The following is a 16,455-nucleotide window of genomic DNA, read 5'->3' as shown; positions in this document are numbered from 1 at the left end:
GGTAGTGTTGGCTGCGCGGCGCGCATGCTCGGGCCGCGTGGACATAACAATAAATAGATACGTAGGGGCGGGGTATGAAGTTCATCCTGGGTCTGGGCAAGTTCCTGACCGTGGCATTCTGGGGCGTGGTGCTGTTCAACCTGATGATGCCGCAACCGTTGCCGTTGAATCTGTTGATCAATGCCTTGGGCATTTTTGTGCTGAGCCTGCATTTTCTTGAAGTACTGTTTTTCAATGGCAGCCTGCGAGGCCGTAGCCATCGCTGGTTCGACCGGCTGCAGATCCTGCTGACCGGTATCTTTCATGTCATGTCCATTCCCCGTCCGCAGGAGGCACCTCGCCATGCGTAATTTGATGTTGCTGGCGATGCTGGCCGCGCCCTTGGCCCAGGCGCAGAGCCTGGAGGTTGCCCCCCATTCCATGCTGCGGCTGCCGAACAAGTCGGCCAGCGTGCACCTGGAGCAGTTGAATGTCGCGGATTCGGCGACCTTGCTGTTGCCGTCCACATTGACCGAGCTGAAGGTCGATCATCTGCAACTGGGCCGCGATGCGAGGATTGCCATTGCGCCTGCCGAAGCACCTCTGCTTGTCGAGGTACGCAATGCTGTGCTGGGCGAGGGCAGTGAGATCAGCGCGCCAGGGGCGCCCGGTACCTACGAACGGGCTGCCCGCTCCGGGCGCAGCCTGGAATTGACCCTCGCCAAGGTCGACGCCGAACGCCTGGCCATCGATGCCCGTGGTGGCGCCGGAGCGCCGGGTTACATGGGCCTTGATGGCGCCAATGGCCAGGCGGGAGGTTGTGCCTGGGGCCAGGCAAGCAAAGGGGCTAATGGTGATGATGGTGGCAACGGGCATGACGGTGCACCCGGCGGGCGGATTCGCCTGAACCTGCCGCAAGGTTTCCCGCAGGAACGCATCGTGGTGCGCCTGGAGGGTGGTGCGCCGGGCAAGGCCGGGGCTGCGGGCAAGGCCGGTAAAGGCGGGGCGAGCAAGGGGTGCCTGGTGTATCGCACCGACGCCGGAGCCAATGGCCGACCGGGGCAGGAAGGGCAACCTGGGTTGGCTGGGGCCGAGGGTGAACTGATTTTGCAGCGACTCTGAGGCCGAGGGCCTGACTTTAGAGTTCCAGGGCCTGCGAGATCGAGCGCCGCCCGCGCGGCGCAAGCTCTCACAGGCACTGAAAATCCCGCCTGGAACCCCTCACATCAACAGCCGTGAACTGGCCACTGCAACGACCGCCAGGCCCAGCAGCAGGTTGACCCCCACCATCCGTCGAATCAGCCCCAGCACCGCAGCGCCCGCCGGCCAGTCTTCAGCCTGCACCGCCGCCTTGAGCTCCGGCAGCAGCAATGCCTGGATGCGCATGAACAGCGCGAACATGGCAATCCCGCCGCCAATCATCACGTGTACATATTTGGGTGCAGTCTCGAAGCCGCTGAAACGCATGTGCAACATGCCGATACCACTTATCGCCAGAATCGCCACGGCCAGCCAGACCCAGACGAAGAAGCGTCTGAAAACTTCCACCCACAGGCGCAGGCGGGCAGGCCCTTCAAGGGCTGCAACCGTTGCCGGGCGCAGCACCAGCCAGGCGAAGAACATGCCGCCGACCCATATCAGGGCGGCCAGGACATGCAATGTGTAGGGCAGGGCAAAGGCAAGCATCCGGATCTCCATGCGGCACAAAGGGCAATAGCGGGGTATGATAGCCGCCCCATGCGAAACACTGAAAATTTATCCAGCCCTCCGGGCGCCTGCAGACCATGATCAGCAACGAACTCAAAGCCACCATCCAGGGCGCCTACACGCGTTTTCTCGAAGCCAAGGGCCTCAAGCCGCGGTATGGCCAGCGCCTGATGATCGCCGAAGTGGCCAAGGTGCTCGGCGACATCGCCTGTGACGACGAAGGCCGTCGCGCCGGCGAGCCCGCCGTGGTTGCGGTGGAAGCGGGCACCGGTACCGGCAAGACGGTCGCCTACGCGCTGGCCGCGATCCCGGCCGCCAAGGCCGCCGGCAAGCGCCTGGTGATCGCCACCGCGACCGTGGCATTGCAGGAGCAGATCGTCATCAAGGACCTGCCGGACCTGATGCGCAACAGCGGCCTGAACTTCAGCTTCGCCCTGGCCAAGGGCCGCGGCCGTTACCTGTGTCTGTCCAAGCTCGACATCCTGCTGCAGGAGGGCCACGCGCAGTCGGCCACTGCCCAGCTGTTCGAGGAAGAAGGCTTCCACATCGAGGTCGACGAGCGCAGCCAGAAGCTGTTCAACAGCATGATCGAGAAGCTCGCCGGCAACCGTTGGGACGGCGACCGCGACAGCTGGTCGGAGGCCATCGAGGACCAGGACTGGGCGCGGCTGACCACCGATCACAGCCAGTGCACCGGCCGCCACTGCCCGAACTTCCAGCAGTGCGTGTTCTACAAGGCCCGTGAAGGCATGGGCAAGGTCGATGTGATCGTCACCAACCACGACATGGTCCTGGCCGACCTGGCCCTGGGCGGCGGCGCAGTGCTGCCTGACCCGCGCGACACGGTGTACGTGTTCGATGAAGGCCACCACCTGCCCGACAAGGCCATCGGCCATTTCGCCCATTATTCGCGCCTGCGCTCCACCGCCGACTGGCTGGAGCAGACTGCCAAGAACCTCACCAAGTTGCTGGCCCAGCACCCCTTGCCGGGCGACCTGGGCAAGTACATCGAACAGGTGCCAGAGCTGGCGCGGGAAGTGCGCACCCAGCAGCAGTTCATGTTCACCCTGTGCGAGCAGGTCGCCGATTTCCGCCCGAGCGAGGATACCGAAGGCCGGGAGCGCCCGCGTTATCGCTTTGAGGGCGGCGTGGTGCCGGAGCAGATCCGCGAAGTCGGCATCGAGCTGAAAAAGGGCTTCGCCCGCCTCAATGACCTGTTCACCCGCCTGGCCGACCTGCTCAAGGAAGGCATGGATGGCGAGGTCAACATCGGCATCGCCAGCCACCAGGCCGAGGAGTGGTACCCACTGTTCGGCAGCCTGGTCACTCGCGCCCAGGGCAACTGGGAGCTGTGGACCGCGTTCACCACCGAGGACCCGGAGGACAGCCCGCCCATGGCGCGTTGGCTGACCCTGGCCGAAAGCGGCGCGCTGTTCGACATCGAGGTCAATGCCAGCCCGATTCTTGCCGCCGACATGCTGCGCCGCAGCCTCTGGAGCGTTGCCCATGGCGCGCTGGTGACCTCGGCCACGCTGACCGCACTGGGCAAGTTCGACCGTTTCCGCATGCGCTCGGGGCTGCCCCGCGATGCCGTCACTTGCGTGGTGCCCAGCCCGTTCGTGCATGGCGATGCCGGCCTGCTGCGGGTCCCCGACCTCAAGGCCGATCCGCGCGACGCGGCGGCACACACGGCGGCGATCATTCGCGAACTGCCAGGCATCGTCGAAGATGCCCGCGGCGCGCTGGTGCTGTTCTCTTCGCGCAAACAGATGCAGGAAGTGTTCGACGGCCTGGACCGCGACTGGCGCAAGCTGGTGCTGATCCAGGGCAACCTGTCCAAGCAGGAAACCTTGAACAAGCACAAGGCAAGGGTCGACGATGGCCAGCACAGCGTGTTGTTCGGCCTGGCCAGCTTCGCCGAGGGTGTCGACCTGCCAGGTGCCTACTGTGAGCATGTGGTCATCGCCAAGATCCCCTTCGCCGTGCCCGACGACCCGGTCGAAGCAGCACTGGCCGAATGGATCGAGGCCCGTGGCGGCAACCCGTTCATGGAGATTGCCGTGCCCGACGCCTCGCTGCGTCTGATCCAGGCCTGCGGTCGCCTGTTGCGAACCGAGCAGGATCGCGGCGTCATCACCTTGCTTGATCGGCGCCTGGTCACGCAGCGCTATGGCAAAGCTATTCTCAATGCGCTGCCGCCTTTCCGGCGGGAGATTTCCTGAGGGCAGGAGCACGATGCGCCGGCCCGTTGTCCATTACTCAGTCGCGGGCCCATGAGGGCCTGGAAGGAGAGCCCCAGCCTTATGATTCGCCACACCTTGCCCGTGGTATTCACGCTGTTGTTCAGCGCGCCTTTGCTGGCCGGGCAACAGACGCTGTTCAGCTTCGTCCGCCCGGCCTCGGTGGTCAATGTGGCGACCGAAGGCACCGGCATGCCGCAGTACAATGCGGAGCAGACGGCTGAGGGCGAGGTGCTCAGGCGGGTGGTGTTCAATCCGGTCGAACGGCCAACCTTGCGCCTGAGCCCGCAAAGCGGCGTGTGGGACTGGTCGGCGGGGCGGTACCTCACCTTGCGCATGCAAAGCGCCCAGGATTGGGCGTTGACCGTCGACGTGACGCTGCTCGGCAGTGACGGGCGCACGCTGACCAGTCGTATCGACCTGCCTGCCGGGCCTGCGCAAACCGTCATGGTTCCGCTCACGGCCAGTTCGCCGTTGAGCCAGGGCATGCGGGCCGGCCCGCCGATGCCATGGGTCTATGACGGGCAGCGGTTGCTGCTGACCAGCAGTGCCGGTGAACTGGATCTCAAGCAGGTGGTGTCCGTCAGCCTGACCATACCCAACCCGAAAGTGGCGCAGAACCTGCTGATCGAGAAGGTCGGCATTCAGGACGACGATCTGGCCTACCAGGCGGCTTACCACGAGCTGATTGATGTCTACGGCCAGTCCACCCGCGGGCATTGGCCCGAGAAGATTGCCAGTGACGAGCAGCTCAAGGCGGCTGACGCGCGCGAACAGCAGCAACTCAAGAGCTGGCTGGCTGACCGTGATAAACAGCAACTGGACAGCTACGGTGGCGTGCTGGCCGGGCCGGCGTTTGCGGCCAAGGGCTTTTTCCGCACCGAGAAGCGCGACGGGCGCTGGTACCTGGTTACCCCGCAAGGCCACCCGTTCTATTCGCTGGGGGTCAATGCCGTGGCCGCCGATGGCGGGCGTACCTACGTTGCCGGCCGCGAGAGGATGTTCAAAGCCTTGCCAGGTGAAGGCGACGCGCTGACGGCTTTTTATGGTGAAGGCAACAACGACGATGGCAACGCCTCGTCGCAAGGGCGCAATTTCAAGCAAGGGCGCTGGTTCGATTTCTATGCCGCGAACATCCAGCGCACCTATGGCAAACCTTGTCCGCCTGCCGTGCAAGGCCAGGCCACCCCCGAGTGCCCGGCGCTGGCGCTGGATACCGAGCGGTGGCAGGCGCACACGCTGGACCGCCTGCAGGCCTGGGGCTTCAATACCTTGGGCAACTGGAGCGACCCTGCCATCGGCCAGGCCAAACGCATGCCCTACACTTTGCCGCTATCGATCGTCGGTGACTATGCCAGCATCAGCACCGGTATGGACTGGTGGGGCCGCATGCCTGACCCGTTCGACCCACGCTTTGCCATGGCCACGGAGCGCGCCGTGGCCATTGCCACGCGGGATCACCGTGACGACCCCTGGCTGATCGGCTATTTCGCCGACAACGAGCTGGCCTGGGCGGCGCCCGGCAACGACCCCAAGGCGCGCTATGGCCTGGCCTACGGGACACTGCGTCTGACCACCGACGTGCCGGCCAAGCGCGCTTTCCTCAAGCAGCTGCGCGACAAGTACCGCAACCAGGAGGGGCTGTCCAAGGCCTGGGGGATCGACCTGCAGGCCTGGGAGTTGATGGAAGACCCAGGCTTCGAGGCCCCGCTGCCGAATCCCGAGCACCCGGAAATCGAGCGCGATTACCAGTATTTCCAGCAGGTATTCGCCGAGACCTACTTCAAGACCATCGCCGATGCACTGAAGTGGCATGCACCCAACCACCTGCTGCTGGGTGGCCGCTATGCCGTGAGCACCCCGGAAGCGGTCAAGGCCTGCGCCGAGTTCTGCGATGTCCTGAGTTTCAACTTCTATACCCTCAAGCCCGAGGATGGCTATGACTTTGCCCGCTTGGCCGAACTTGACAAGCCGGTGCTGGTGTCCGAGTTCCAGTTCGGTTCCCGCGACCGCGGGCCGTTCTGGCCAGGGCCGGTGGAAGTAGCCAGGGAAGAGGACCGCGGGCCGGCCTATGGCAATTTCCTCAAGGCCGCGCTGGCGCAGCCGATGATCGTGGGCGCGCACTGGTTCCAATACCTTGACCAACCGGCCAGCGGGCGCTTGCTCGATGGCGAGAACGGCCACCTGGGCCTGGTGGCGATCACCGATGTGACGTACCCGGGTTTCGTCGAGGCGGTGCGCAAGAGCAACCTGCAGGCCGTTGGTCAGTTGCGCAGTGAACTGGAGAAAAAAGCCCCCTGAATGTCTACCGGGGGCGCTCAGTGCCCCTGGCCCATTGGATCTTGCCGCTTCGGCAGCGTCCATCCGGCTTCGCCCAGTAGGCAAAACCGCTAACTACTGAAACAATGCACGCCTTTGTCAGCATGGTCGTACGGAGAACAGCGGGTGCAGATCCAGGGTCACTATGAGCTGAAGTTCGAAGCGGTGCGTGAAGCGTTCGCGGCACTGTTCGAGGATCCCCAGGAGCGTGGCGCTGCGCTGTGCATCCAGGTCGGTGGCGAGACCGTGGTCGACCTGTGGGCAGGCACCGCCGACAAGGACGGCCAGCAGGCCTGGCACAGCGATACCATTGCCAACCTGTTTTCCTGCACCAAGACCTTCACCGCCGTGACCGCGTTGCAGCTGGTGGGTGAGGGCAAGCTGGCCCTGGATGCCCCGGTGGCCCGTTACTGGCCGGAGTTCGCCCAGGCCGGCAAGCAGAACATCACCCTGCGTCAATTGCTCAGCCACCGTGCAGGCCTGCCAGCCATCCGCGAGCTGCTACCGGCTGAAGCCCTGTACGACTGGCAGGCCATGGTCGATGCCCTGGCCGCTGAAACGCCCTGGTGGACGCCTGGCACCGAGCATGGTTATGCCGCCATCACCTATGGCTGGCTGATCGGTGAACTGATCCGCCGCGTCGATGGCCGCAGCCCGGGTGACTCGATCGTCGCTCGTACTGCCCGGCCGCTGGGCCTGGACTTCCACGTCGGCCTGGCCGACGAAGAGTTCCACCGCGTGGCGCACATCGCCCGTGGCAAGGGCAACGCGGGTGATGCCGCAGCCCAGCGCCTGCTGCAGGTGGCCATGCGTGAGCCCGCGGCGCTGTCGACTCGCGCCTTCACCAACCCGCCGGCAATCCTGACCAGCACCAATAAACCTGAATGGCGGCGCATGCAGCAGCCGGCGGCCAACGGCCATGGCAATGCACGCAGCCTGGCAGGTTTCTATGCCGGCCTGCTCGATGGCAGCCTGCTCGAATCCGAACTGCTCGACGAACTGACCCGCGAACACAGCCTGGGCGAGGACCGTACCTTGTTGACCCGGACCCGTTTCGGCCTGGGTTGCATGCTCGACCAGCCCAATGTGGCCAACGCCACCTTTGGCCTCGGCGCCCGTGCCTTTGGCCATCCAGGTGCTGGCGGTTCGGTCGGTTTTGCCGACCCGGAGCACGACGTGGCGTTCGGCTTCGTGGTCAATACCCTTGGCCCTTACGTGCTCATGGACCCAAGAGCCCAGCAACTGGTACGGGTGCTTGGCACTTGCCTTTGATCGGGTAAAGCGGGTATTACGCAGCCCCTTTGACTATCCTCAATGCCAACGCCTGAAGTGCGTTGGCAAAATATCTTTCAATTTCATGGTGTATCGCTGATGTCTTCACATAAAACCTTAGCTCTCGCCCTGTGCCTGGCCGCTATGACCGGTTGCGCCAGCAATTCCCAGGACGCCGCCAAGGATGGCGGCAGCAACTGGTGGCCGTTCGGTTCGGACAAGGTCGCTGACAAGGAAGTGAAAGCGGCGGTCACCGACAAAGTCGCCAAGGCGGACGCCAAGTCCGAGAGCGCCAGCCACTGGTGGTGGCCATTTGGCGGTGACGACAAGCAGGCCAAAGGGCCGGTCGTGCCGAAAATCGACGAAAAGGCCACCCAGGCCTGGTTGGACCAGTACGAGCCCAAGCTGCGTGAAGCGATCAAGGACAGCAAGCTTGAGCTTGAGCGCCGCGACAATGTGCTGGTGGTGACCATCCCGGTCGACAGCTCGTACAACCCGGACCGCCCGAACATGCTGTTGCCGATGACCCTGGCTCCGATCACCCGCGTGGCCAAGGCTGTCGAAGGCGACTCGAAGACGGCTGTGCTGGTGCTTGGCCATGCCGACAGCAGTGGTGTTGCCGCTGCCAATCAGAAGCTGAGCCTGGAGCGTGCCGCCTCGGTATCGGCGATCTTCCGTCTGAGTGGCCTGCAGCGTGACCGCCTGTCGCTCAAGGGCATGGGCGCGGAAATGCCGCGTGCCGCCAACGACAGCGCCGAAGGCCGGGCCCTGAACCGTCGCGTGGAAATGCTGCTGACGCCGCAGAACACCATGGTTGCCTTGCTGGCCAAGTATCAGCGGGCTGCCCCGGCTGCAACTCCGGCTTCGATGGTTGCCGTGCAGGATGCCAAGGCACCTGCCGCCAAGCCTGTCGAAACCAAGAAAGCGGCCGCCAAGCCAGCAGCGAAGAAAGCCGCTGCCAAACCTGCTGCGAAGACCACCGCCAAGAAAAAAGCCGCGCCAGCCAAGCCGGCCGCCAAGAAAGCCGCTACCACTGACAAGAAGGTAGCTGCCAATAGCCCTGCGAAGACCAACTGATCGTCAAGGAAACGCAGCCATGACCCAATCCCTGGCCGATATGCGCCGCGACTACACCCGTGATGGTCTGGCGGAAGCCCAGGCCCCGGGTGAGCCGTTCGCCCTGTTCCAGCAGTGGTTTGCCGATGCGGTGAAGACCGAGCAGCCTCCTGTGGAGGCTAATGCCCTGACACTCGCCACCGTCGATGGCGAAGGCCGCCCGCACTGTCGTGTGCTGCTGCTCAAGGGCCTTGATGACCGTGGATTCACCTTCTTCACCAACTATGACAGCGCCAAGGGCCAGCAACTGCTGGCCAACCCGTTCGCTGCCATGACCTTCTTCTGGCCGGCGCTGGAGCGTCAGGTACGGATCGAAGGGCGGGTGGAAAAGGTCACGGCCAAGGAGTCGGATGACTACTACCAGGTACGCCCGCTGGGCAGCCGCCTGGGGGCCTGGGCCTCGCCGCAGAGCCGCGTGATTGCCAATCGCGAGGAACTCGAAGGGTTGGTCAAGGCCACCGAAGCGCGCTTCTCCGATACCCAGCCGCATTGCCCGGAACATTGGGGGGGCTACCGTCTGCTGCCTGAGCGGATCGAGTTCTGGCAGGGCCGTGCCAGCCGGTTGCATGACCGCCTGAACTACCGGCTGGTAGATGGGCAGTGGACGCGAGAGCGCCTGGCGCCCTGACATCCACGGGGCTGTCAGGCAGCCCCGTTGCCCTCATGCCGACACTTCTTCACAGATGATGAAGTAATCCGTGGCTATCCTTTGTCTGATCTGTAACGCCCCCATTACTGTCCGTACAAGGCTGTACAGGGGCTGAATGAAGTTTTATTTTTTGTGCGGGCGCCGTGACAGCTGTCAACGCGTAGCGTCTAATGGACACCTGTTTTCTGGAGACTGTACCCATGCGTAAATCCGCTTTGCTGGTGGCGACTTTCACCACCATGTCGCTGCTGCTCGGTGGCTGTGCCTCGAGCCTGACCGGTGACAGCTACTCCCGTGATGAGGCCCGTCGCGTGCAGACCGTGCGCATGGGGACCATCGAATCCCTGCGCCCGGTCAAGATCGAAGGCACCAAGACGCCGATCGGCGGTGGTGCTGGCGCTATCGTCGGTGGTGTCGCCGGCAGCGCCATTGGCGGTGGCCGTGGCAGCATCGTCACCGCAGTGATCGGTGCCGTGGCCGGTGGCCTGGCAGGTTCCGCTGCCGAAGAAGGCCTGACCCGCACCCAGGGTGTGGAAATCACCGTGCGTGAAGACGACGGTAGCATGCGCGCCTATGTGCAAGCCGTGCAGCAGAACGAGATCTTCCGCGTTGGCGACCGCGTACGCATCATGACCGTCGATGGTACCAGCCGCGTTTCGCACTGACCGTAGCGGCAAATAAAAACCCCGAACGGGCCAGGCCTGTTCGGGGTTTTTTGTTTACCTGCACCGGCCTCTTCGCGGGTAAACCCGCTCCCAGAGGGATCGCATCAAGCTTGAGAGCTTTGCAGTACCTGTGGGAGCGGGTTTACCCGCGAAGAGGCCGGAAGCTTTAAAGGCCGAGGATGTCGCGAGCCACGGCTTCGGCAATGCGGATACCGTCCACGCCTGCCGAGAAAATCCCCCCGGCATACCCCGCACCTTCACCTGCCGGGAACAGCCCCTTGAGGTTCAGGCTCTGGAAGTCCGCGCCACGGGTAATGCGCAGTGGCGATGAGGTGCGTGTCTCGATCCCGGTCAACACCGCATCGTGCAGGTTGTAGCCTTTGATCTGGCGGTCGAAGGCCGGCAACGCCTCGCGGATCGCCTCGATGGCGAAGTCCGGCAGGCTCGGCGCCAGGTCACCCAGGGTCACCCCCGGCTTGTACGAAGGCTCGACGCTGCCCAGCGCGGTGGACGGCCTGCCGGCGACGAAGTCGCCGACCAGCTGCGCCGGGGCCTGGTAGTTGCTGCCACCCATCACGTAGGCATGGGCTTCCAGGCGCTCCTGCAACTCGATGCCGGCCAGCGGGCCGCCCGGGTAGTCGCGCTCGGGGTCGATGCCGACGACGATGCCGGAGTTGGCGTTGCGCTCGTTACGCGAATACTGGCTCATACCGTTGGTCACCACGCGGCCCGGCTCGCTGGTGGCGGCCACCACGGTGCCGCCTGGGCACATGCAGAAGCTGTACACCGAACGGCCATTCTTGGCGTGGTACACCAGCTTGTAGTCGGCGGCGCCGAGTTTCGGGTGACCGGCGTATTTGCCCAGGCGCGCCTTGTCGATCAGCGTTTGAGGGTGTTCGATACGGAAGCCCACCGAGAACGGCTTGGCTTCCATGTACACGCCCTTGGCGTGCAGCATGCGGAAGGTGTCGCGGGCGCTGTGGCCCAGGGCCAGGACCACATGCCGCGAGTGCAGCTGCTCGCCGCTTTCCAGCACCACGCCGGTCAGCTGACCGTCCTCGATCAGCAGGTCGGTGACCTTTTCCTGGAAGCGTACTTCGGCGCCAAGGGCAATCATGTCCTGGCGCATCTGCTCGACCATGCCGGTCAGGCGGAAGGTGCCGATGTGCGGTTTGTTGATGTACAGGATCTCGTCCGGTGCACCGGCCTTGACGAACTCTTCCAGGACCTTGCGGCCGTGGTGGTTCGGGTCCTTGATCTGGCTGTAGAGCTTGCCATCGGAGAAGGTCCCGGCGCCGCCTTCGCCGAACTGCACGTTGGACTCGGGGTTGAGCACGCTTTTACGCCACAGGCCCCAGGTGTCCTTGGTGCGCTGGCGCACTTCCTTGCCGCGTTCGAGGATGATCGGCTTGAAGCCCATCTGGGCCAGCAACAGGCCGGCAAAGATACCGCAGGGGCCGAAGCCAACCACGATCGGACGTTCTTTCAGGTCGGCAGGGGCATGGCCGACGAACTTGTAGGTGACGTCGGGTGCCACGCTGATGTTGTGATCGTCGGCGAACTTGCTGAGCAGCTCGGCTTCGTTGCTGGCTTCCAGGTCGATGGTGTAGATGAACAGCAGCTCGCTGTTCTTCTTGCGCGCATCGTAGCTGCGCTTGAACAGATTGAAGCTGAGCAGTTGCTCGTCGCTGATGCCCAGGCGCTGGACAATGGCATCACGCAGGGCTTCGTCGGGATGGTCCAGGGGCAGCTTGAGTTCGGTGATTCGTAGCATGGCAGGGTCCAGTATCCCGGCCATGGGCGGCCGGCGGCTTTACACAAACCGCCAAGTATAAGCTGTATGCCGCCCTGACTGGCAGGATAAAAGCGCCCGGCGATCAGTTGTCGCGGGCACCGCCGTAGTAACCGCAGCCGCGCAGGGTCTGGCCGTCGATGAGCAGCTCGGCGCGCAGATGACGCACGGCGCCGGTGGCGCCATCGACGCAGCGTTGCGGGGCGACCCACAGCTCAACGTGCTGGCCGTTGGCGTCGCTGGTCAGGGTCAGGCCGCCGCCGGGCACTTCTTCTTCAAGGAACGGCAGGGGCAGCGGGTCCTTGCCGACGCGGTTGAGCACCATGCCCTTGCCGCTGGCCTTGATGTCCCAGTCCGGCTCGTGGCCGTTGGCACGCAGGGTCAGCTGCTTGAAGTTGGGGTCGTCGCAGGCGCGGGTGGAAGGTTCCAGGCGGTACAGGCGGCTGACTTCCAGCTGGCCATCGTTGTCGGCCTGCTTGTTGCCGGTGAGGCGGCCGCGCACGTCGGCGAACAGCTTGGCCTTGGCATCTTTGGCCAGGCTCACGGACTCCTGGAGGATGCCCGTGCCGGCGACATCGTTGATCACGAAGTGGCGGCTTTCACCGCAGGGTTTGAACAACAGCCGGCCGCCGCCTGCGCTCAGCTCGCCCTGCATGCGCGTGGTGCCGATGTTCGGGTCACGGGGCTGCTCGGCCAGCAACTGGCAGCCTGCGAACATGGGCAACAAGACAGTGAGCAGCAGGGTAGGGGTGAGGCGCATGGGGCGGGCTCCGGAGAATCTTTGCCAAAGAGCTCGCCACGTTACTCAGGCTGGCGGCGGATCTCAAGTTAATGGTTGCCTCTGTCGGCCTCTTCGCGGGCACGCCCGCTCCCACAGGGATCGGACGGGTTTCGAAAACCGTGCAGTACCTGTGGGAGCGGGCGTGCCCGCGAAGAGGCCAGTACAGGCGACACATTGCTCACAGGCAGAAAAAAGGGCCCGAAGGCCCTTTTTCATTCAACCACCCAAGTAGGCGTCGCGCACTTTCGGGTCGGTCAGCAGTGCCTCACCGGTGCCTTGCATCACCACCCGGCCGTTTTCCAGTACATACGCCCGGTCAGCGATCTTCAGCGCCTGGTTGGCGTTCTGCTCCACCAGGAACACCGTCACGCCATCGCGGCGCAGCTGTTCGATGATGTCGAAGATCTGCTGGATGATGATCGGCGCCAGGCCCAGCGACGGCTCGTCGAGTAGCAACAGCTTGGGCTTGCTCATCAGCGCCCGGCCGATGGCCAGCATCTGCTGCTCGCCACCGGACATGGTGCCGCCACGCTGGATGTAACGCTCCTTCAGCCGTGGGAACAGCTGCAGGACCTTGTCCAGTTGCTCCTGGTAGTCGCCCTTGTCGGTGAAGAAACCACCCATGGCCAGGTTTTCCTCGACGGTCAGGCGGGCAAACACGCGGCGGCCTTCCGGCACTACCGCGATGCTCTTGCGCATGATGTGCGAAGACGGCTGGCCGACCAGCTCTTCACCCAGGTACTTGATGCTGCCGCTGTGCGCCTGCGGCGAGCCGCACAGGGTCATCAGCAAGGTCGACTTGCCGGCACCGTTGGCGCCGATCAGGGTGACGATCTCGCCCTGGTTGATCTCCACGTTGACGCTGTGAAGCGCCTGGATCTTGCCGTAGAAGGTGGAAACGTTCTCGAACTTCAGCATTTACGCTTCCCCCAGGTAGGCTTTGATCACATCAGGGTTGTCGCGGATCTCCTGCGGTGTGCCGTGGGCCAGGGGCGTGCCCTGGTTTATCACGACGATGTGGTCGGAGATGCTCATCACCAGCTTCATGTCGTGCTCGATCAGCAGCACGGTGACGTTGTGCGACTCACGCAGGTAGGCGATCAGCGCCTTGAGGTCTTCGGTTTCCTTCGGGTTCAGGCCTGCGGCGGGTTCGTCGAGCATGATGATCCGTGGCTGGGTCATCATGCAGCGGGCGATTTCCAGGCGGCGTTGCTGGCCGTAGGCGAGGGTGCCGGCAGTACGGTTGGCGAACTCGGTCAGGTTGACCTTGTCCAGCCAGTACTGGGCGCGCTCCATGGCCTCCTTCTCGCTGCGGCGGAAGTTCGGGGTCTTGAACAGGCCGGCGAAGAAGTTGGTGTTGAGGTGACGGTGCTGGGCGATCAGCAGGTTTTCCAGCGCGGTCATTTCCTTGAACAGGCGCACGTTCTGGAAAGTCCGCACCACCCCCTTGCGGGCGATCTGGTGGCCGGCCAGGCCCTGGATCGGCTGGCCGTCGAGCAGGATGGTGCCGCCGCTGGGCTTGTAGAAGCCGGTCAGGCAGTTGAACACCGTGGTCTTGCCGGCACCGTTCGGGCCGATCAGCGCCACCACCTGTTTTTCCTTGACGGTCAGGCCCACGCCGTTGACCGCCAACAAGCCGCCGAAGCGCATGCTCAGGCCGCTGACTTGCAGAATTTCGCGGCTCATCGACGCAGCTCCATGTGGGGACGTTGCATAGGCAGCAGGCCTTGCGGACGCCAGATCATCATCAACACCATCAGCGCACCGAACATCAGCATCCGGTATTCGCTGAACTCACGCATCAGCTCCGGCAGCAGGATCATCACGATGGCCGCGAGAATCACGCCCAGTTGTGAGCCCATGCCGCCGAGCACGACGATGGCGAGGATGATCGCCGACTCGATGAAGGTGAACGACTCCGGCGTCACCAGGCCCTGGCGCGCAGCGAAGAAGCTGCCGGCGAAACCGGCGAAGCAGGCACCCAGGGTGAACGCCGAGAGCTTGATCACGGTGGGGTTCAGGCCCAGCGCACGGCAGGCGATCTCGTCTTCGCGCAGCGCTTCCCAGGCGCGGCCGATCGGCATGCGCAGCAGGCGGTTGATCACGAACAGTGCCAGCAGCGCCAGCAGCAGGGCGACCAGGTAGAGGAAGATGACCTTGTTGATCGAGTTGTATTCCAGCCCGAAGAACTCGTGGAAGGTCTGCATCCCCTCGGCGGCCTTGCGCTCGAAGGTCAGGCCGAAGAACTCCGGCTTGGGGATGTTGCTGATGCCGTTGGGGCCGCCGGTCCAGTCGGTGAGGTTACGCAGGAACAGGCGGATGATTTCGCCGAAGCCGAGGGTCACGATCGCCAGGTAGTCACCGCGCAGGCGCAGCACCGGGAAGCCGAGCAGGAAGCCGAAGGTGGCAGCCATCAGGCCGGCAATCGGCAGGCAGACCCAGAAACTCCAGCCCAGGTAGTGCGAGAGCATCGCGTAGCTGTAGGCGCCGACGGCGTAGAAGCCGACGTAGCCCAGGTCCAGCAGGCCGGCCAGGCCGACCACGATGTTCAGGCCCAGGCCCAGCAGCACGTAGATCAGGATCAGCGTGGCGATGTCGACCGCCCCGCGCGAGCCGAAGAACGGCCATACCAGGGCCGCGACGATCAGGCCCATGATCACATAGCGCTGGGTTTTCGGCAGGGTCAGGTAGTTGCTGACGGCTGGCGGGATCAGCTTGCGGTCCGAGCGACGGCCCATCACCGAATTCCACTGCCTGTCGAACAGCACGCGCAGGAACATCAGCACCGAACACACGGCGATGATGCTGATGGTGAACGACCCTTGGCTGTGCACCGCCAGGCTGATGCCGTCGATGCTCAGTTTCAGGCCCAGTACCGGGAAGGCCACGGCCCACACCAGCAAGGCGCTGAAGAACGCCTGTTTGAGATTTCTGTTCATACTTTTTCAACCTCCGGGCGGCCCAGGATGCCGGTCGGCCGGAACAGCAGGACAAGAACCAACAAGCCGAATGCCACCACATCCTTGTACTGGTCGCCGAAAATGTCGGCGCCGAAGGCTTCGGCCACACCCAGCACCAGCCCGCCGAGCATGGCGCCCGGAATGCTGCCGATGCCGCCCAGTACCGCCGCGGTGAAGGCCTTGAGGCCTACCAGGAAACCGGCGTTGGGGTTGATTACCCCGTACTGCATGCTCAGCAGCACGGCCGCCACGGCCGCCAGGGCGGCACCGATGACGAAGGTCAGGGCGATGATGTTGTTGGTGTTGATGCCCAGCAGGTTGGCCATCTTGATGTCCTCGGCACAGGCGCGGCAGGCGCGGCCCAGGCGGGAACGGGAGATGAACAGGGTCAGGCAGGTCATGGCCACCAGGGTGACCACGAACACCAGGATCTGCATATAGGAAACCAGGACCTCCTCCGCGCCGCCCGGCCCGAAGGAAATGCTCCCTGGGATCAGGTTGGGAATGGATTTGTCCTTCGAATCTTGCGACAGCAAGACCGTGTTCTGCAGGAAGATCGACATGCCGATGGCAGAAATCAGCGGGATCAGGCGGTTGCTGTTGCGCAGGGGGCGGTAGGCAACCCGTTCGATGCTGTAGCCGTAGGCACTGGTGACGCAGATCGTCGCGACGAAGGCGACGGTCATCAGGATCGGCAGCGAATGGATACCCATCATGGCCAAGCCCGCCAGGGCGATGAAGGCCACGTAGGAACCGATCATGTACACCTCGCCGTGGGCGAAGTTGATCATGCCGATGATGCCGTACACCATCGTGTAGCCGATGGCGATCAAGGCATAGGTGCTGCCGATGGTCAATCCATTAACCAGTTGTTGGAAGAAATGGTAGATCTCAGGCATTACAGCGCTCCTAAAAACCTGATTTGCATTTCGCTGGCGGGGGTAAGGCCAGGAAACCGCGGGTGACGGTTTTAAG

Annotated in this window: 15 protein-coding genes; 8 read left to right on the top strand and 7 right to left on the bottom strand. The window is 63.8% G+C overall.

The features are described from left to right. The first annotated feature begins 74 nt into the window (after positions 1–74). Positions 75–350, top strand: a complete 276-nt coding sequence (locus ACTORR_RS07975; RefSeq protein ID WP_054885836.1) for a DUF1145 domain-containing protein — start codon at positions 75–77, stop codon at positions 348–350. Next, positions 343–1,101, top strand: a complete 759-nt coding sequence (locus ACTORR_RS07970) for a hypothetical protein (protein WP_054885835.1) — start codon at positions 343–345, stop codon at positions 1,099–1,101. The genes ACTORR_RS07975 and ACTORR_RS07970 overlap by 8 nt, the downstream gene beginning before the upstream one ends. A gap of 99 nt (positions 1,102–1,200) precedes the next feature. Here the strand turns inward: ACTORR_RS07970 and ACTORR_RS07965 are convergent, their stop codons facing one another. After that, positions 1,201–1,665: a CopD family protein gene (locus ACTORR_RS07965; RefSeq protein WP_286935315.1), complete on the bottom strand. Its 465-nt coding sequence runs from the start codon at positions 1,663–1,665 to the stop codon at positions 1,201–1,203. A gap of 98 nt (positions 1,666–1,763) precedes the next feature. Here ACTORR_RS07965 and dinG point away from each other — a divergent pair, with 98 nt between their 5' ends. From dinG to ACTORR_RS07935, 6 genes are all read left to right on the top strand, one after another. Beyond that, entirely contained in the window at positions 1,764–3,908 is a 2,145-nt protein-coding gene (dinG, locus tag ACTORR_RS07960) for an ATP-dependent DNA helicase DinG (protein WP_099815178.1), read from the top strand. Between the two features lie 81 nt (positions 3,909–3,989). Next, complete coding sequence (locus ACTORR_RS07955) at positions 3,990–6,227, top strand: beta-galactosidase (RefSeq protein WP_286935313.1); 2,238 nt, start codon at positions 3,990–3,992, stop codon at positions 6,225–6,227. A gap of 144 nt (positions 6,228–6,371) precedes the next feature. After that, positions 6,372–7,517, top strand: coding sequence for a serine hydrolase domain-containing protein (locus tag ACTORR_RS07950; protein ID WP_286935311.1), 1,146 nt, complete (start codon positions 6,372–6,374; stop codon positions 7,515–7,517). A gap of 99 nt (positions 7,518–7,616) precedes the next feature. After that, the gene (locus ACTORR_RS07945; protein ID WP_099815180.1) at positions 7,617–8,594 is read left to right on the top strand and encodes an OmpA family protein; all 978 of its coding nucleotides are present in this window, start codon (positions 7,617–7,619) and stop codon (positions 8,592–8,594) included. A gap of 19 nt (positions 8,595–8,613) precedes the next feature. Further along, entirely contained in the window at positions 8,614–9,261 is a 648-nt protein-coding gene (gene pdxH, locus ACTORR_RS07940) for a pyridoxamine 5'-phosphate oxidase (RefSeq protein ID WP_099815181.1), read from the top strand. Positions 9,262–9,482: 221 nt separating this feature from the next. Next, a complete protein-coding gene (locus ACTORR_RS07935; protein WP_054885828.1) occupies positions 9,483–9,947 on the top strand; it encodes a glycine zipper 2TM domain-containing protein in 465 nt (154 codons plus the stop codon). Positions 9,948–10,113: 166 nt separating this feature from the next. Here the strand turns inward: ACTORR_RS07935 and ACTORR_RS07930 are convergent, their stop codons facing one another. From ACTORR_RS07930 to livH, 6 genes are all read right to left on the bottom strand, one after another. Further along, positions 10,114–11,721: an NAD(P)/FAD-dependent oxidoreductase gene (locus ACTORR_RS07930; protein WP_286935426.1), complete on the bottom strand. Its 1,608-nt coding sequence runs from the start codon at positions 11,719–11,721 to the stop codon at positions 10,114–10,116. Positions 11,722–11,824: 103 nt separating this feature from the next. Continuing rightward, the gene (locus ACTORR_RS07925) at positions 11,825–12,499 is read right to left on the bottom strand and encodes a COG3650 family protein (RefSeq protein WP_313364776.1); all 675 of its coding nucleotides are present in this window, start codon (positions 12,497–12,499) and stop codon (positions 11,825–11,827) included. 237 nt (positions 12,500–12,736) lie between these two features. Continuing rightward, positions 12,737–13,438 carry an ABC transporter ATP-binding protein gene (locus tag ACTORR_RS07920; protein WP_003254879.1) on the bottom strand — a complete coding sequence of 234 codons (702 nt, stop codon included), beginning with the start codon at positions 13,436–13,438 and terminating at the stop codon, positions 12,737–12,739. Next, the gene (gene livG, locus ACTORR_RS07915) at positions 13,439–14,206 is read right to left on the bottom strand and encodes a high-affinity branched-chain amino acid ABC transporter ATP-binding protein LivG (protein ID WP_054886948.1); all 768 of its coding nucleotides are present in this window, start codon (positions 14,204–14,206) and stop codon (positions 13,439–13,441) included. It abuts the gene before it with no gap. Next, the gene (locus ACTORR_RS07910) at positions 14,203–15,459 is read right to left on the bottom strand and encodes a high-affinity branched-chain amino acid ABC transporter permease LivM (protein ID WP_054886947.1); all 1,257 of its coding nucleotides are present in this window, start codon (positions 15,457–15,459) and stop codon (positions 14,203–14,205) included. The genes livG and ACTORR_RS07910 overlap by 4 nt, the downstream gene beginning before the upstream one ends. Then, positions 15,456–16,379: a high-affinity branched-chain amino acid ABC transporter permease LivH gene (gene livH, locus ACTORR_RS07905; RefSeq protein WP_054886946.1), complete on the bottom strand. Its 924-nt coding sequence runs from the start codon at positions 16,377–16,379 to the stop codon at positions 15,456–15,458. The genes ACTORR_RS07910 and livH overlap by 4 nt, the downstream gene beginning before the upstream one ends. Positions 16,380–16,455: the final 76 nt, after the last annotated feature.

The sequence above is a fragment of the Pseudomonas sp. SAR267 genome, assembly GCF_052077595.1.
Lineage (GTDB): Bacteria > Pseudomonadota > Gammaproteobacteria > Pseudomonadales > Pseudomonadaceae > Aquipseudomonas > Aquipseudomonas vlassakiae.
The sequence above is the reverse complement of the archived record's forward strand: the minus strand, read 5'-3'. Positions and strand labels throughout refer to the sequence as shown.

Bases quoted from the DNA above. Each gene is read 5' to 3' on its own strand.
- dinG (WP_099815178.1), top strand. From the start codon at position 1,764: ATGATCAGCAACGAACTCAAAGCCACCATCCAGGGCGCCTACACGCGT.
- ACTORR_RS07945 (WP_099815180.1), top strand. From the start codon at position 7,617: ATGTCTTCACATAAAACCTTAGCTCTCGCCCTGTGCCTGGCCGCTATG.
- livG (WP_054886948.1), bottom strand. From the start codon at position 14,206: ATGAGCCGCGAAATTCTGCAAGTCAGCGGCCTGAGCATGCGCTTCGGC.
- ACTORR_RS07930 (WP_286935426.1), bottom strand. From the start codon at position 11,721: ATGCTACGAATCACCGAACTCAAGCTGCCCCTGGACCATCCCGACGAA.
- ACTORR_RS07925 (WP_313364776.1), bottom strand. From the start codon at position 12,499: ATGCGCCTCACCCCTACCCTGCTGCTCACTGTCTTGTTGCCCATGTTC.
- ACTORR_RS07935 (WP_054885828.1), top strand. From the start codon at position 9,483: ATGCGTAAATCCGCTTTGCTGGTGGCGACTTTCACCACCATGTCGCTG.
- ACTORR_RS07910 (WP_054886947.1), bottom strand. From the start codon at position 15,459: ATGAACAGAAATCTCAAACAGGCGTTCTTCAGCGCCTTGCTGGTGTGG.
- ACTORR_RS07975 (WP_054885836.1), top strand. From the start codon at position 75: ATGAAGTTCATCCTGGGTCTGGGCAAGTTCCTGACCGTGGCATTCTGG.
- ACTORR_RS07970 (WP_054885835.1), top strand. From the start codon at position 343: ATGCGTAATTTGATGTTGCTGGCGATGCTGGCCGCGCCCTTGGCCCAG.
- ACTORR_RS07920 (WP_003254879.1), bottom strand. From the start codon at position 13,438: ATGCTGAAGTTCGAGAACGTTTCCACCTTCTACGGCAAGATCCAGGCG.
- ACTORR_RS07955 (WP_286935313.1), top strand. From the start codon at position 3,990: ATGATTCGCCACACCTTGCCCGTGGTATTCACGCTGTTGTTCAGCGCG.
- pdxH (WP_099815181.1), top strand. From the start codon at position 8,614: ATGACCCAATCCCTGGCCGATATGCGCCGCGACTACACCCGTGATGGT.
- ACTORR_RS07965 (WP_286935315.1), bottom strand. From the start codon at position 1,665: ATGCTTGCCTTTGCCCTGCCCTACACATTGCATGTCCTGGCCGCCCTG.
- livH (WP_054886946.1), bottom strand. From the start codon at position 16,379: ATGCCTGAGATCTACCATTTCTTCCAACAACTGGTTAATGGATTGACC.